General features: G+C 69.8%; 16 protein-coding genes and 1 tRNA gene. 8 read left to right on the plus strand and 9 right to left on the minus strand.

Annotated elements, in window-relative coordinates:
* Positions 1 to 23 precede the first annotated feature (23 nt).
* Both HDA40_RS02915 and HDA40_RS02920 read left to right on the plus strand, forming a co-directional pair.
* Entirely contained in the window at positions 24 to 389 is a 366-nt protein-coding gene (locus tag HDA40_RS02915; RefSeq protein ID WP_253751224.1) for a MerR family transcriptional regulator, read from the plus strand.
* A 38-nt stretch (positions 390 to 427) separates the two neighbouring features.
* On the plus strand, positions 428 to 847 hold the full coding sequence (locus HDA40_RS02920) for a YunG family protein (protein WP_253751227.1): 420 nt from the start codon (positions 428 to 430) through the stop codon (positions 845 to 847).
* Here the strand turns inward: HDA40_RS02920 and HDA40_RS02925 are convergent.
* From HDA40_RS02925 to HDA40_RS02950, 6 genes are all read right to left on the minus strand, one after another.
* Positions 832 to 2,733 (minus strand): ABC transporter ATP-binding protein, encoded by a 1,902-nt coding sequence (locus HDA40_RS02925; RefSeq protein ID WP_253751230.1) that lies wholly within the window; start codon positions 2,731 to 2,733, stop codon positions 832 to 834. The genes HDA40_RS02920 and HDA40_RS02925 overlap by 16 nt on opposite strands.
* Before the next feature lie 16 nt (positions 2,734 to 2,749).
* On the minus strand, positions 2,750 to 3,184 hold the full coding sequence (locus tag HDA40_RS02930; protein WP_253751232.1) for a GNAT family N-acetyltransferase: 435 nt from the start codon (positions 3,182 to 3,184) through the stop codon (positions 2,750 to 2,752).
* 43 nt (positions 3,185 to 3,227) lie between these two features.
* A complete protein-coding gene (locus HDA40_RS02935) occupies positions 3,228 to 3,782 on the minus strand; it encodes a YciI family protein (protein ID WP_253751235.1) in 555 nt (184 codons plus the stop codon).
* 603 nt (positions 3,783 to 4,385) lie between these two features.
* On the minus strand, positions 4,386 to 4,655 hold the full coding sequence (locus HDA40_RS02940; RefSeq protein ID WP_253751238.1) for a hypothetical protein: 270 nt from the start codon (positions 4,653 to 4,655) through the stop codon (positions 4,386 to 4,388).
* A 163-nt stretch (positions 4,656 to 4,818) separates the two neighbouring features.
* Positions 4,819 to 5,430 carry a histidine phosphatase family protein gene (locus tag HDA40_RS02945; protein ID WP_253751241.1) on the minus strand — a complete coding sequence of 204 codons (612 nt, stop codon included), beginning with the start codon at positions 5,428 to 5,430 and terminating at the stop codon, positions 4,819 to 4,821.
* Position 5,431: 1 nt separating this feature from the next.
* Positions 5,432 to 5,911: a hypothetical protein gene (locus HDA40_RS02950; protein ID WP_253751244.1), complete on the minus strand. Its 480-nt coding sequence runs from the start codon at positions 5,909 to 5,911 to the stop codon at positions 5,432 to 5,434.
* A 109-nt stretch (positions 5,912 to 6,020) separates the two neighbouring features.
* On the opposite strand from HDA40_RS02950, the gene HDA40_RS02955 reads away from it, so the two are divergent.
* From HDA40_RS02955 to HDA40_RS02980, 6 genes are all read left to right on the plus strand, one after another.
* Positions 6,021 to 6,515, plus strand: coding sequence for an HAD domain-containing protein (locus HDA40_RS02955; protein WP_253751247.1), 495 nt, complete (start codon positions 6,021 to 6,023; stop codon positions 6,513 to 6,515).
* Positions 6,516 to 6,584: 69 nt separating this feature from the next.
* On the plus strand, positions 6,585 to 7,916 hold the full coding sequence (locus HDA40_RS02960) for a D-alanyl-D-alanine carboxypeptidase family protein (RefSeq protein ID WP_253751250.1): 1,332 nt from the start codon (positions 6,585 to 6,587) through the stop codon (positions 7,914 to 7,916).
* A 43-nt stretch (positions 7,917 to 7,959) separates the two neighbouring features.
* The gene (locus HDA40_RS02965) at positions 7,960 to 8,523 is read left to right on the plus strand and encodes a hypothetical protein (protein WP_253751253.1); all 564 of its coding nucleotides are present in this window, start codon (positions 7,960 to 7,962) and stop codon (positions 8,521 to 8,523) included.
* A 7-nt stretch (positions 8,524 to 8,530) separates the two neighbouring features.
* Entirely contained in the window at positions 8,531 to 9,064 is a 534-nt protein-coding gene (locus HDA40_RS02970; protein WP_253751256.1) for an ATP-binding protein, read from the plus strand.
* A gap of 81 nt (positions 9,065 to 9,145) precedes the next feature.
* The gene (locus tag HDA40_RS02975) at positions 9,146 to 9,877 is read left to right on the plus strand and encodes a DUF7873 family protein (protein ID WP_253751259.1); all 732 of its coding nucleotides are present in this window, start codon (positions 9,146 to 9,148) and stop codon (positions 9,875 to 9,877) included.
* A 336-nt stretch (positions 9,878 to 10,213) separates the two neighbouring features.
* Positions 10,214 to 10,285: transfer RNA gene (locus HDA40_RS02980), tRNA-Lys, on the plus strand.
* Positions 10,286 to 10,361: 76 nt separating this feature from the next.
* Here the strand turns inward: HDA40_RS02980 and HDA40_RS02985 are convergent.
* From HDA40_RS02985 to leuS, 3 genes are read right to left on the minus strand one after another with little or no spacing between them, the layout of a single operon-like run.
* Positions 10,362 to 10,946, minus strand: coding sequence for a DinB family protein (locus HDA40_RS02985; protein WP_253751261.1), 585 nt, complete (start codon positions 10,944 to 10,946; stop codon positions 10,362 to 10,364).
* On the minus strand, positions 10,943 to 11,545 hold the full coding sequence (locus HDA40_RS02990; RefSeq protein WP_253751264.1) for a TetR/AcrR family transcriptional regulator: 603 nt from the start codon (positions 11,543 to 11,545) through the stop codon (positions 10,943 to 10,945). Before HDA40_RS02990 ends, HDA40_RS02985 begins: the two co-directional genes overlap by 4 nt.
* Positions 11,546 to 11,578: 33 nt before the next feature.
* Complete coding sequence (gene leuS / locus HDA40_RS02995) at positions 11,579 to 14,002, minus strand: leucine--tRNA ligase (protein ID WP_253751267.1); 2,424 nt, start codon at positions 14,000 to 14,002, stop codon at positions 11,579 to 11,581.
* Positions 14,003 to 14,037 lie beyond the last annotated feature (35 nt).

Below are 14,037 nucleotides of genomic sequence, written 5' to 3' on the forward strand. Positions count from 1 at the left end.
CCAAGGTCAAGTGAAGGAGGAGCATGCGCATCGGGGAACTCGCCGAGCGGGCCGGGCTGAGCACCGACACCGTGCGGTTCTACGAGAAGGTCGGCCTGGTGGCGAGTCGGCGGCTGAGCAACGGCTACCGCGACTTCCCGCCTGAGACGCTGCCCTGGCTGGAGTATGTCCGCACGGCCCAGCGCCTCGGGTTCTCGCTGGCCGAGATCGTCCGCACCGGCGAGCGGCTGAAGGACTCGCCCGACAGCGCCGCCGCGCTGTCCGCGCTGTTCGCCGAGAAGATCGACGTGATCGATGCGCGGATGGCCGACCTCGCGCAGTTGCGGTCCGAGCTGGCCGATCGCGTCGGCACTGCCTGCCCGCTGCAGGTCGCGGCCACCCCCGCATGATGTCGGAGGCGTGTGGCAGTCTCACTGGCATGCCCCCGATGACCTTGACCGCTGTCGAGAACGCGCTGCGCGCCAGCTGGGCCGCCGACACGTGCTCCCCCGACGACCTGGAGCGGTCGGGCTGGGACGACGCCAATCCGTCCCTCGGCCACTGCGATGTGACCGCCTTGATCCTGCACGACCTCTTCGGCGGCGACCTGGTCCTGGGCGACGTGCACACCGCCGGCGGGGCGCCGCAGGGGTACCACTGGTGGAACCGCCTGGGCAGCGGGATGGAGATCGACCTGACCCGCGAGCAGTTTCAGGCGGGCGAAGTCGTCTCCGGCGCCCGGGTCGTCCAGCGGCCATCCGGCCCGTTGAAGCGGCGCAACGACGAATACGAGCTGCTCCGGCGGCGGGTCGAGGATCAGCTCGGCGAGCCGCTTCCGCGTCGCGACACCGCTCAGGCGTCGGTGTAGCCGATCTTCTGCAGGTCGTACCAGGTCTTGTAGAGCCCGCCCCCGGCGATCAGCTCGGCGTGCGTACCCTGATCGACCAGGCGGCCCTCATGAAGCACGAAGATCACGTCGGCGTGGCGTACGTTGGCGAGCCGGTGCGTGATCAGCACGGTGGTCTTCGCGCCGTGGCGGGCGCGTACCGAGGCGAACAGAGCGGCCTCGGCGCGGGCGTCCAGCGCCGACGACGGCTCGTCCATGATCAGCAGATCGGCGTCTCGGAAGAAGCCGCGGGCGGCGGCGAGCCGCTGCCACTGGCCGCCGGACAGATCCTGGCCGCCTTCGAAGCTGCGGTCGAGCAGGGTCGCGTACCCGTGGGGCAGGTCGAGGATCATCTCGTGGGCCACGGCGGCCCGCGCGGCCGCCTCGACCGGATCGCGTCCGCCGTCGACGGACAGGTCGCCCAGCCGGATGTTGGTCTCGGCGGTGAACGGCCACTGCCAATGGTCCTGCGTCACCGCGCTGAACGCGGCCCGGACCGCGCCCGCGTCGAGATCCGGCAGCCGGTGCTCGTCCCACCAGACCGTTCCTCTGTCCGGGGTGCGCAGTCCCATGAGGACTGCGGCGAGGGTGGTCTTCCCCGAGCCGTTCTCGCCCACGAACGCCACCGTCTGTCCGGCCTGGATAGTCAGGCTCACCCCGTCGACCGCCGGTCGGTCGCGATCGGCATAGGTCAAGGTCACAGCATCCAGCCTGAGCGTGCGGAACGGTGGCGGCATCAGCGGTTCCGCCGGGCCGCTGGGGGTCAGCCGCCGCGCTCGCGTCAGGAACTCCTCCAAGTCACGCAGGTGGCGACCGTCCGCGTACAACTCGTTGATGTAGATGGTGGCGACGTGGAGGCTGTTGCGCGCCGACTGGAGGGCGACCACGGCGGTGGCCGCGGCCGCGAGCGGGAGATGCCCGGTGACCAGGAGCCCCGCGAGCAGCCCGTAGACCCCGGCGTTGCAGACGCCGGTGATGATCGCGCCGGTGGTGGTCGTGGCGGTGACCGCCCGGGCGAGCCGCAGCTGCGCAGCGGTCTCGGCGTCCATGACCACGTCGTACTGTCGCAACAGGAAGTCACGCAGGTGATAGGCGCGCAGTTCGGCGGCGGAACCGCGCCGTGCCATCAGTTCCGTGAGTATCCACACTCGACGCCGCCGGATCGAGCCGAGCAGGTACTCGCGGTAGCGCTGACCGCCCGCGCGCAGCGCCGACCACGCCTCCGGGACGCTCGCGGCCAGCAGGGCGGCCGGCAGCAGCGGATGCAGGATCGCCAGGGCGGCGCCCGCGGCGATCACCCCGATCACGCCCGCCATCAGGTTGATCGCGTGCCGGACCACGTTCCAGACCGCGTCCACTCCCCGCCCGCTGCCACGTTCCAGCTCGTCGGTGAAGCCTTCACTGTCGTACGCCGAGAGGGGCACCGCAGTCGTCGCCTCGAAGAGGGAGCGCTCGGCCTGCTGACGCAACCGGGGTTCGAGGCGCGTTTGAGTCCACCCGGAGGCGATGCCGAGCGCGCCCCGGACGGCGGTGAGGACGACCAGCGTGAGCAGCGCGGGCACGGCGGCCTCGACGCGTTCGACCGTCGGCCCTTGGGAGAGCACGGCGATGAGGACCCGTTGGGTGGTCAGCAGGCCCAGCGTCGCCATGACCCCGGCGGTGACCGTGATGCCGATCGTGGCGATGGTGCCCGCGCGGTCGGCCGCCATCGCGCGCCGGAACGCGGTCGCGATCAAGCGCGGCAAGGCTTTGGCGACCCCCGCGATACCGGCGTCGACGCTCGCCTGGAGGCCGACCTCCCACCACGCGCTGCGCAATTTGGGGATGTCGCTCACCCGTTTCATGGTCGCGGCGTGAGCGCGATTCACGAAGACTCCTACGCTCCTACGTGAGAGTCTTCGAGTAACAGTGGGTCCAGAGCTGGTCGACGTACTTGCCGTACCGCGGAGTCTCGGCGTACCCGCTGCTCTCGTAGAGAGCGATCGCCTCGGGCTGCCGGTTGCCGGTGGTGAGCCGGATCGACCGGTAGCCGCGGTCCCGCCCGGTCTGCTCCAATGCCTTCAGCAGCGCCCGGGCCAGCCCGCGACCCCGGTACGCCGGACTCACGTACATCCGCTTGACCTCGCCGGAGTCCTCGGTCGCCGCCTGCAGCGCCCCGCAGCCGACCGCCTGCCCCTCGACGACGGCGACGAGATACGTCGCGCCCGGCTGGACCTGCGAGCGGCCTTCGGCCCCGTATCGGGTGACGAGTTCGGCGAAGGCCGCACCGAGCAGGGCGTCCAACTCCGTATCGCCGAGTTCTCGCTGCTCCACGTACATGCCGGTCACCGTAGGACGAACGCATTACGTCCGTGTTACGCGCTTACCGTCGGCCGCCGGGCTCCCAGCCGTACACCTCGATGTCGGCGTACCGGTCGGCGGTGAGGATGTCGCGCGCCGTCTGCTCGTCCGGCGCACGCAGCAACGCCGCCGTCCCCAGCCAAGCCGTCCCGTCGTCCGACAACAGCGGCCCGTACGCGATCAGCCCATCACGATCGGGGACCTCGGTGTCCGCCGGCTCGCCCTCGCCGAGCCCCAGCACGAGGTAGCGGTTGGTCTCCTCCCGCAGCCCCGGGAACTCCCACATCGTCCGCCCGAGCAGATTGCGCCACCGCCGCAGCAGCACATCCCGGTACGCCCCCGCCTGGTAATTCGGCTCCTCGAAAGCGAATCGCCGAGCGGCCGCCGCATCCGGCAGCTCGACGACGTGAACGCTGCCCAACAGCGTCTCGCCGTCCACCGAGAACACCGGGCCGCGCGCGATCAGCTCCGCCTCGAACCCGTCCATGTACGCCCAATGCGGCTCGATCAGCGCATCCCGCAATGGCAGCGAACCAGGCCGGTCGCGGTGGTAGCAGAAGAACTCCATGCCGATCATCTTGCAGCACCCTGCCACCGGTTTACGCGTTGGCTGGTTTGCCCCGTTGGCGGCGTCCGGCGGGGCAGCGCTTCCCCGTTGGCCGGGCGGCGTCCGGCGGGGCCGCTCTCCCCCGTTAGCCGGGTGGCGTCCAGCGGACGCATGATCCACATCCCGTTTCGTGTCGGAATCGGGGGCGGATGCGACACACGACGGGATGTGGATCATCCTTCGACGCGTGCGCCATCGACGTTCGCCGCCCGACCGAGCGCGCGAATCAGCGCAGCATCAGCGACGAAGAAGTGGAGGGCGGCGGGGTCGTGGCCAACTTGATCTTCCCAAGCCGGGTCTTTCCCGCCGCCCTTTGGCCGCGTGCCCACGATGGGGTCATCCGTCCGGCCCGCTCAGAACAGCAGGAAGATTAGCACAAAAGTTCGAACATGGCGTCGGACTCCACGCCCCGCCGCCCAAGCCGGCGCCCCCGAGGTTCGAGTCTGCCGATCCGGCTCATACCGAGAACGAGATTACTGTCCACCTACGACAGAATCGGCGCGGACGTTCCAGCAGCCGAGCACCGGCCGGTCGCGTTTCCTAGTGAGGCAACGACGGTTGCCCGGGTGAGCGTCATGACGTCAGCTGGCGGCCGAGTCCGGTGATCGCGACTGCCACGCCGACGAGGATGAAGAAGATCCCGAACGCCCGGTGCAACTTCGGGTGCTCAGCCCAGAACCGAAGCTGCCGTACATGAGGTTGGCGCGGATCGAGGACGAACGACACCCAGATCACGAACAAGCCGATGAGTATGAAGATGATCCCGCCGCCGATGGCGCCGGCCGGGGTGGCTTCCTCCCTCGGTTGCATCGGCTCAGCCACCTCCTGTTTAGCGACGATCACCCGCGGCGAGGGTAGACGACCCTGGCAAAAGGAGGTGGAGGGCGGCGGGTTACGTGACGGATCTGGTTATCGCCCGTCATGCGTGTCGGACTCCACGCCCCGCCGCCCAAGCCGGCGCCCCCGAGGTTCGAGTCTGCCGATCCGGCTCATACCGAGAACGAGATTACTGTCCACCTACGACAGAATCGGCGCGGACGTTCCAGCAGCCGAGCACCGGCCGGTCGTGTTCGCTGGTGAGGATGCTGATCGTCGCGGTGTGCGGGTGCGCGAAAAGCCGTCCTGCTTCAGGCGGCAGGCCGAGCCAGCGGGCGGCGAGGACGCGTTGCAGGTGACCGTGCAGGACGAGTACGACGTCGCCGCCCGCCAGCAACGGCTCCACGCGACCGAGAACGGCGTCGATTCGCGCCCCGACCTGCTCAACCGACTCACCGGGATGGGCGGAATCGCCGGGGATCACGCCGTCGCGCCAGAGGTCCCAGCCCGGCCGCGTCGCCTCGATCTGCTGTTCGGTCAGTCCTTCGTAGCCGCCGTAGTCCCACTCCCACAAGTCCTCATCGGTACGCACCCCTGGCAGCCCGATCAGCGCCGCGCTCTGCACGGCCCGATCCGCTGGGCTGGCGTACGCCGCTGTCACCGGGCGTGCGGCGAAGACCGGGGCGAGCCGGCCTACGGCGGCCCGGCCTGCTTCCGTCATCGGGATGTCGGTGCGTCCGGCGTACTGGCCGGTGCGGCTCCACTCGGTCTCGCCGTGCCGGACCAGAATCAGCTCACCCATCTCAAGACTCCCATCCGGCCTGTTCGCAGAGCGTCATCACCCGTTGCAGCGCTTGGCTGCTGTCTTGGAGGGCCGCCACCCGAGCCTGCAACGCGGCCAACGCGGCGGCGCCCGACTTCGAGTCGTACGCGTCGGCCGCGTCCGCGAAGCGCTCCTCCGCCGCAGCCGCGGCGAGCAGGGCCGCCCGTAGGTCGGAGCTGTCGGCCTTGTCGGCGGCGTCGCGCGTGTCCGACGCCAGGCGGCGGAACGAAGCGGCGTCGCCGGAGGTCGCCGCACCCCGGCCGTCACCGTTCAGTGCCAGTTCGCAGGCGGCGGCGTCGCCGCTGTCCCGCCCGAACTCCCAGTAGACGGCGCCGCCGCAGGAGCACAGCAGGCACAGCGCGATCACGCCCGCGATCACGAAGTAGTACCACTTCAGCTGGAACCCGGTCTTGACCGGCGGCTGCGGCTGGAGCGGTGGCGGCGTGGGCGCAGGCTGCATGTCCGTCCCTTGTGGATGTCGAGAAGAGTGGGCGCCGCCGACGGTATCAGTCCTTGATCACCCCAGGTCGGCCAGGGAACCACGGGGCACCTGGCGTTACGATTCAGCTGTGGCAAGCAGCGTTCGACCGCTGGTGTTTCTCGACGTCGACGGGGTGCTGCTCCCCTTCGGCGGTACGCGCCCGGCCGCGCCGATCCTCGACCCGGCCGAGGACGACCATCCACTGCTGCATCGGCTCGATCGGAGTCTTGGGCCGCTCCTGCTCGGGCTCGACGCCGACCTGGTCTGGGCGACGACGTGGATGGCGGACGCGAACGATCTCCTGGCCCCTCGGCTCGGGCTGCCGCCGCTTCCGGTGGTGGACTTCCTCGAGGACGACGATCCCGGGTCGCGCCTGCATTGGAAGACGCGGGCGCTGGTCGCCTGGGCCGGGGATCGTCCGTTCGCCTGGCTCGACGACGAGCTCACCGACGTCGATCGCGAATGGATCGAGGCTCGGCATACGCGACCCGCACTCGCGTACAAGGTGGTATCGACGGTGGGGCTGACCCGCGCGGATCTCGACGCCGTCGCGCGCTGGCTGGACCGGGTGTCGTCGGGCTGACCAAGCGGGCCTGACGAGATCTGGGGATATCGACCCGCTATCGGGCAGTATGTCGATATTGTGCAGCCGATGACCAGTACGCGGACGAACCGAGGACGACGAGCTGCCCTGGCGGTGGTGACCGCCGCCCTGGCGACGCCGCTCCTTGCCATATCCGTGGCCACCGGAACCGCGGCCGCCGCTGTCACCACACCCGCCGGGGCCGTCGGAAAAGCCGAAGCCGCCGGGGCCGTCGGAGAAGCCGAAGCCGCCGGGGCCGTCGGAGCAGCCGGAGAAGCCCGGGCCACCGTCACCCCGTGCCCAAGGATGACCGGGGCTACGGTGCCGCACCCGCCGAAGCCGTCACCGCCGCATGCCGATCACTATCAGCGGGCCATCGGCGGAAGCCGCCTCGACACGGTCGGACTCGTCCTGCCGGCCGGCGTCGCGCGCCCACCGGCGATCACCGCCACGTCCTGGCTCGTCGCCGACTTGTCCACGGGCGAGGTTCTGGCGGGCTGCGGCCCACACGAGTACTCCCCTCCCGCGAGTGTCCAGAAGCTCTTGCTGGCCGCTACCTACCTGGCCAAACTCGATCCGCATCGGGTCGTCACCGTGACGCCGGGCGACCTCGACATCCCGGCCGACAGTTCGATGGTCGGGCTCGTCCCCGGCGGGCGCTATCGGATCGAGACGCTGTGGCTCGGTCTGCTGTTGCAGTCCGGCAACGACGCCGCCAACGTGCTCGCCCGGTTGGGCGGCGGCAGCGTCGCCGACGGCGTACGGGCGATGAACGGGGAGGCGGCCTGGCTCGGCGCCTATCAGACCCACGCGGTCACGCCCTCCGGATACGACGGCGCGGGCCAGTTCACCAGCGCGTACGACCTCGCGCTCATCGCCCGGGCGTGTTTCGCCGACGAGGCGTTCCGCCGGTACGCGGCCACGCGGAGCGCGTTCATGCCCGCTCAGCCGCCGAAGCGCAAGCGTTTCGAGATCCAGAACCAGAACCAGCTCCTCTACGACTATCCCGGTGCGCTGGGCGGCAAGACCGGCTTCACCGACCTTGCTCGGCACACCTATGTCGGCGCCGCCCAGCGCGGCGGGCGGCGGCTCGTCGTCACGTTGCTGGGGGCGGAGTCTTGGCCGCAGGCAGGCTGGCAACAGGGCGCCGCCCTGCTCGACTGGGCGTTCGGGCTGCCGGCCGGGGCGTCCGTCGGCCACCTCGTGAACCCGGGCGAAGCACCCGCGACGCCGGCGCCGAAGGCGTCTGGGTCCTCGGCCGGCCTCGCGGCCGCGATCGACGCGCCTGCGGCCGGGCACGGATGGAAGACCTCGACCGTGGTCGCCGTCGGCGTCCTCGCCACGAGCGGCCTGGGCCTGGTCTTCGGCCTGGTCCGCCGGATGCGCCGGCCGAGGCCCTGAGGGGCACTTCACGGCGCTCGTGGGTGCCTTATGATCTCCGGCCATGCGGGGACAGAAGTTTCTGGGGTGGCTCGGCGTGGTGGGCATGTCCGGCCTGCTCGCCTACGCCCTCTACGCCAACTGGCCGCGGGAGCAGGGTCCGCGGCCGTACGTCGCGCCGACGTTCGCCGAGCCGTCGGAGGCCGGGCACAAGCGCGCGTTCCACGAGGTCTGCCCGCTGATCAACCGACCCGAGGTGCTGGTGCTCGTGGAGACCCCGCCCGAGGTGCACGGGCAGGGCACGTCGTACGACCCGGACGGCATGTCCTATCTCAGCTGCAACATCAAGCTGCCCACGCGGGCCGTCCGGCTCGACGTCGGGCGCGGCGTCGACGTCGCCGCGATGACCGAGGCGGCCACCGGCGGGCACAAGCTCACGGTGCTCGGGCGTCCCGCGATCTACGAACAGGAGCACCTGATCGCGCCCACCGCCCGGCTCACGATCGCGTGGGACCCCAGCGATCCCAGCGCGTACGCGAGCATCGCGGTCTTCCAGAACGACGGGTACGCCGACGAGGCGACCCTGGTCCGCATGGCGGAGTTGATCGTGCCCGCGCTGGCCAAGTGAGCCGCCGATGACCGGGCGATCCGAGGTGCTGCTGATCGGCGGCCGGGCCGGGGTGGGCAAGACGACGGTCGCGAACGAGATCCACGCTCAGCTCTCCGGGCTGCGGGTTCGCCATTGCGTCATCGAGGGCGACAACCTCGATCTGGCGTACCCGGCGCCGTGGGAGCACCAGCTGGCGGAGCGCAACCTCGCGGCGATGTGGCACAACTATCGGGCGCTCGGCTATCGCCGGCTGGTCTACACCAACACCGTCAGCGTGCAGTACATCGCCGAGTTGACCGCTGCGATGGGGGACGATCCAAAGGTGATCGCCGTACTGCTGACGGCCGGCGACTCGGCCGCGCGGGAGCGCCTGGCCCGCCGGGAGATCGGCAGTGGACTCGCGTACCACGTGGAGCGCAGCGACCTGATGGCCCGACGGCTGGACGAGACGGTTCCGGCGACGGTCGTGCGAATGTCGACGGACGGCCGGACCGTCGCGGAGATCGCCACGGAGGTCCTCGGGTTGACCGGGTGGACGGCGGCCCCGCGCCGAGACTGAGCGCCAAACCCGTTGCCGTGGCGGATGATCCGGTCTACCGTCAGTCGTCCGGTGATCGAGGCCGGGCCGGGGAGGATCACGATGACCAAGCTCAACCAGATCATCGCGCTGGAGAAGGGCGTCAAGGCGACCGCCGAGACGACTTTGACGAAGGCGTACCACGAGGCGCAGAAGCCGGACCTGTTCGCCGGTCTCATCCGGACCTACGAGCCGCTCGAGGAGGACGGTTACGTCCTGCCGTCGGAGTCGAAGAAGGTCACCGCGAAGGTGCCGTCGCTCGTGTCGGAGATCGAGGCCGCGGTGGAGCGGCTGATCGACCTGACGCTGACCAAGGACACGGCGAACGCGGTCGCGAAGGCCGACGTGAAGGTGGGCGACACCGTCCTGGCCGCCGACGTGCCGGTGACGACGCTGCTGTGGCTGGAGAAGCAGCTGACGAACCTGCGGACGTTCATCTCGAAGCTGCCGGTCACCGACGTCGCCGACGACTGGACCTGGGACGGCGACAACCAGGTGTTCCGGTCGGCCACGGTGAAGACGATGCGGTCGCGCAAGTCCGAGGACTTCATCGTCGTCGTCCCGCCGACCGACAAGCACCCCGCCCACGTGGAGAAGGTGACCAAGGACGTCCCCGAGGGCACCTGGTCGACCACGAAGCTGTCCGGCGCGGTCTCGCCGTCGCAGCGCGACACCTGGCTGGCTCAGGTCACCACGGTGACCGAGGCGGTCAAGACGGCGCGCGAGCAGGCGAACCTGGCCGAGGTGGTGGACGCCAAGATGGGCAAGAAGATCCTGGACTACATCTTCCGATGAGTCCGCACCGACTCCCGGCTTCGGCCGGGTGAGCACAAGTTGAGATTGAGGCTCGAGTTCAGGCTGACGCGGGCCGGGAGAGTGCAGGTTCGAGTCCTGCCCGGGGCACTCACGTCCCGGTAGCCCAACTGGCAGAGGCGACCGGTGGCACCCAGACTCTTGCTCCAAGATCAAGCGCAGTTCGGCCAGTTCGCATCGACCAGCGCCAGGCAGTGGAATCGCAGACCCCAGTTCGAATCTGGGCGGGACCTCTTCATGGTCTCGTGGAGTAGCGGCAACTCGGCAGCCGATAGGAATGACCTGGAGCTTTAAATGTGGCGACGAGCGCCGGACGTCCACGTGATAGCGCAGCAGTAGCGCATCGGACTCTTAATCCGACGGACGCCGGTGCGAATCCGGCTCACGTAACAGGGGGCCACGCCAGGGTAGGCGTGGCCCCCGCCTAATTCCTCGCTCCGGCATTACCTCTATAGCGCGGCTACCGTCAGTCGACCATGCGACGCGTACGCATGGCGAGAAGTGCGTCGATCTCGCCGACGTGCCCGAAGCTGCCCTGCATGACGGGGGCCAGCCAGCTGTATCGGCTGCGCTGACCGCCGAGGCCGGGGGCCGGTTCGTTCAGCCGTTCGGTGGTCAGCCCGGCCAGCTCCGTACGCAGACTGTCCGTCACCTCGGAGAAGTACGCCAGCAGCTGCGCCGAGGTCAGGAACGGCACGGCGTCGACCTCCTCGACGGTGAATCCGGTGACCACGCCGTAGCCCTGGAAGCCGAGTCCGGTCGGGTCGTAGCCGGTCCGGGCGGCCCAGCCGTTGCGGTGCCAGACTTCACCGCTGACCGGTTCGGCGCGCCACGCCTGGTGCGTCAGCAGATCGAGCCATCGGGTGAAATGCCAGAGGGTGACGCCGACGCTGTTGCCGCCCGGGTCGGGCCGGTACGCCACGGCGTCGTCGGGCAGGTCCTTGAAGCGGTGGCGCACCGCCCCGGCCAGCTCGTCGAGCCAGGTGGCGAAGAGGGCGACGACGGTGTCGGGTGCGGCGGCGGCCGAACCCCGGCCGGTCTCGTCGGTCATGAAGTTCCCTTCGTGATGGGAGCGGAGGAGTTCTCCCGAGCGGCGGCGATGAGCACGACGGCGGCGGCGCGTGCGTCCAGCGCCGGTTGGGGACCCGGGTCGACCAGTGCGGTGGCGACCGCGCCTTCCGTGAGGACCTTCAGCTGCCGGGCGAGCGCGTCGGGATCGCGTACGCCCAGCGCAGCGGTCCGCAGGGCGATGAAGGCCAGCAGCCGTTGCTTGTGGAGGCTGGCGATCGGGCGGGCGGGGTGGCCGGGGTCGGGCAGGTCGGCGGCGGCGTTGACGAACATGCATCCCCGATAGTCCGGCGTGGACGCCGACTCGCTGAGCAGGTCGAACACGGCGAGCAGCTGGCCCTCCGGGTCCGCGGCGCGGGCGGAGACGGCCGCGGTCAGCTGGTCGTGCCAGCCGGCGCTGCGGACGGTCAACGCCTCGGCGACGAGCGCGTCCTTGCCGGGGAAGTGCAGGTAGAGGGTGCGTTTGGTGGTGCCGGCTTGGTCGGCGATGGCGTCCACGCCGACGGCGTTCACCCCCCGCACGGCGATGAGGTCGATCGCGCTGGCGATCAGCGAACTACGGGCGGTCCCTCGCGGCGTCACGCCTATTACATATACCGGTCGGTGTACTAAGCGTCAAGCCGCCACGATGTTCACCAGCGACGGTGGGCGCACGACCACCCGGGTCACCTCGGACGAGCCGAGCGCTGCGCGTACCCGCTCGGTGGAGAGAGCGAGCTCGCGCAGGCGTGACTCGCTGACGTCGGCCGGCACCGTGAGCTTGTCGCGGACCTTGCCGTTGATCTGGATCACGCAGGTGGCGGAGTCGGTGACCAGGAGCGTGGGGTCGGCGACCGGCCAAGGCCGCCGGCAGACGGACGGCGCGTGACCGAGCCGTTCCCACATCTCCTCCGCGGTGAACGGCGCGAAGCAGGACAGCATCGCCGCGAGCGCCTCGACGCCTTCGCGGGTGGCCGGATCGCTCGGCGAAGCCTTGCGCAGCACCGTCGTCAGCTCCATGAGCCGGGCAATGGCCACATTGAACCGGCGGCCGTCCATAGCGGACGTCGTCTCCGCGATCAGGCGGTGCACAGCACGCTGAAGGTCGCCATCGGACTCCCCTGTGGACGGCAGGAGCGAGCCGGAGAGCCGCCAGACGCGCGAGAGCCACTTGACGGCGCCGGCGGGCGAGACGTCCGCCCAGTCGATGTCGTCCTCGGGCGGCCCGGCGAACACCATGGTGACGCGGACGGCGTCCGGGCCGTAGCTCGCGATCTGCTCCTGGAGATTGACGAGATTGCCCAGCGTCTTGCTCATCGCCTTGCCGTTCATGATGACCTGACCCTGGTTGGTCAGCCGGGTGAACGGCTCGGTGAACGGCAGCAGGCCGAGGTCGTGCAGGGCCTTGGTGAGCCAGCGGGCGTACATGAGGTGGCCCGTCGCATGCTCGCGCCCGCCGATGTATTCGTCGACCGGCAGCCAGCGGGCCAGCCCGGCCGGATCGAACGGGCCCTCCTCGTAGGTCGGATTCGGGTAGCGCAGGAAGTACCACGAGGAATCCACGAAGGTGTCCATCGTGTCCGTGTCGCGCTGTGCTGAACCACCGCACTGGGGACAGTCCACGTTCACCCAGTCGGTCGCGCTGGCCAAGGGGGACTTGCCGTCGGTGGGCCGCAGTACGTAGCCGCTGTCCGGTAGCCGGACCGGCAGCTCGCCGTCGGGCACCGGAACGAGGCCACACCGGTCACAGTGGATGATCGGGATCGGCGTGCCCCAGTAGCGTTGCCGGGAGATCAGCCAGTCCCGCCAGCGGTACGTGACGGCCTCCTCCGCGCCGATCCGCTCGACGATCGCCCGTCCGGCCTCAGTGGACGGCATGCCGGTGAACTCGCCCGAGTCGATCAGCCGCCCCTCCCCCTCGGTCGCGACGTCGGTCTCCCGTGGATCAGGCTCGCCAGTGTCGATGACCGGGCGCACCGGCAACGCGTGGACCAGCGCGAAGTCCAGGTCCCGCTGATCGTGGGCGGGCACCGCCATGATCGCGCCCGTGCCGTAGTGCGCCAGGACGTAGTCGGCCGCGTACACCGGCACGCGCTCGCCGGTCGCCGGGTGGATCGCGTACCGCCCCAGGAACACGCCGGTCTTGGGCCGGTCCGCCGCCAGCCGCTCCAGCTCCGTCGCGGTCGCGGCCTGCTCCCGGTAGGTCTCGAACGCCGCGCGCTGCCCGTCGCTCACCAACTCCGCGGCCAGCGCCGCGTCCACCGCCACGACCAGGAAGGTCGCGCCGAACAGGGTGTCCGGGCGCGTCGTGAACACCCGGACCGCGTCACCGCCGTCGAGTTCGAAGGAGAGGTACGCACCAACGGAGCGACCGATCCAGTTGCGTTGCATCGCCAGGATCTCGTTCGGCCAGTGCCCGGCCAACTGCGCCATGTCGTCGAGCATCCGCTGGGCGTACCCGGTGGTATGGAAGAACCACTGCGTCAACGGACGCTGGACGACCACCGCACCGCATCGCTCGCATCGACCGCCGATGACCTGCTCGTTGGCCAGTACGGTCTGGTCGTTCGGGCACCAGTTGACCGCCGCCGCTTTCCGGTACGCGAGCCCGGCCGCGAACAGCCGCAGAAACAGCCACTGGTTCCACCGGTAGTACTCGGGATCCGACGTGTGCAGCCGCGTACGCCAGTCGAACGAAACGCCGAGGCGCCGGAACGAGCGCGCCTGCGTCTCGATGTTGGCGTACGTCCACTCGCGGGGATCGAGGCCGCGTTTGCGGGCCGCGTTCTCGGCGGGCAGCCCGAACGAGTCCCAGCCGATGCCGTTGAGCACGTTTTGGCCACGCATACGCAGATAGCGGGCGATCGCGTCGCTGATCGAGTAGACCTCGGCATGCCCCATGTGCAGGTCGCCCGACGGGTACGGGAACATGCTGACGACGTAGGACCGGGCGGCGTCGCCGTCGCTCGCCTGATAGACGCCCAACTCGTCCCAGATCGCCGTCCACTTGTCGACGACCGAGTTCGGGTCGTACGCGTCTTCGCTGCTGTCGATGCCCATCCCGCCCAGTCTGGCATCGACCTGATACACCATGC

Origin of the sequence: Hamadaea flava (assembly GCF_024172085.1) — a bacterium.
GTDB classification, from domain to species: domain Bacteria; phylum Actinomycetota; class Actinomycetes; order Mycobacteriales; family Micromonosporaceae; genus Hamadaea; species Hamadaea flava.

Bases quoted from the DNA above. Each gene is read 5' to 3' on its own strand.
- HDA40_RS02915 (WP_253751224.1), top strand. From the start codon at position 24: ATGCGCATCGGGGAACTCGCCGAGCGGGCCGGGCTGAGCACCGACACC.
- HDA40_RS02920 (WP_253751227.1), top strand. From the start codon at position 428: ATGACCTTGACCGCTGTCGAGAACGCGCTGCGCGCCAGCTGGGCCGCC.
- HDA40_RS02930 (WP_253751232.1), bottom strand. From the start codon at position 3,184: ATGTACGTGGAGCAGCGAGAACTCGGCGATACGGAGTTGGACGCCCTG.
- HDA40_RS02935 (WP_253751235.1), bottom strand. From the start codon at position 3,782: ATGATCGGCATGGAGTTCTTCTGCTACCACCGCGACCGGCCTGGTTCG.
- HDA40_RS02945 (WP_253751241.1), bottom strand. From the start codon at position 5,430: ATGGGTGAGCTGATTCTGGTCCGGCACGGCGAGACCGAGTGGAGCCGC.
- HDA40_RS02950 (WP_253751244.1), bottom strand. From the start codon at position 5,911: ATGCAGCCTGCGCCCACGCCGCCACCGCTCCAGCCGCAGCCGCCGGTC.
- HDA40_RS02960 (WP_253751250.1), top strand. From the start codon at position 6,585: ATGACCAGTACGCGGACGAACCGAGGACGACGAGCTGCCCTGGCGGTG.
- HDA40_RS02965 (WP_253751253.1), top strand. From the start codon at position 7,960: ATGCGGGGACAGAAGTTTCTGGGGTGGCTCGGCGTGGTGGGCATGTCC.
- HDA40_RS02970 (WP_253751256.1), top strand. From the start codon at position 8,531: ATGACCGGGCGATCCGAGGTGCTGCTGATCGGCGGCCGGGCCGGGGTG.
- HDA40_RS02975 (WP_253751259.1), top strand. From the start codon at position 9,146: ATGACCAAGCTCAACCAGATCATCGCGCTGGAGAAGGGCGTCAAGGCG.
- HDA40_RS02985 (WP_253751261.1), bottom strand. From the start codon at position 10,946: ATGACCGACGAGACCGGCCGGGGTTCGGCCGCCGCCGCACCCGACACC.
- leuS (WP_253751267.1), bottom strand. From the start codon at position 14,002: ATGGGCATCGACAGCAGCGAAGACGCGTACGACCCGAACTCGGTCGTC.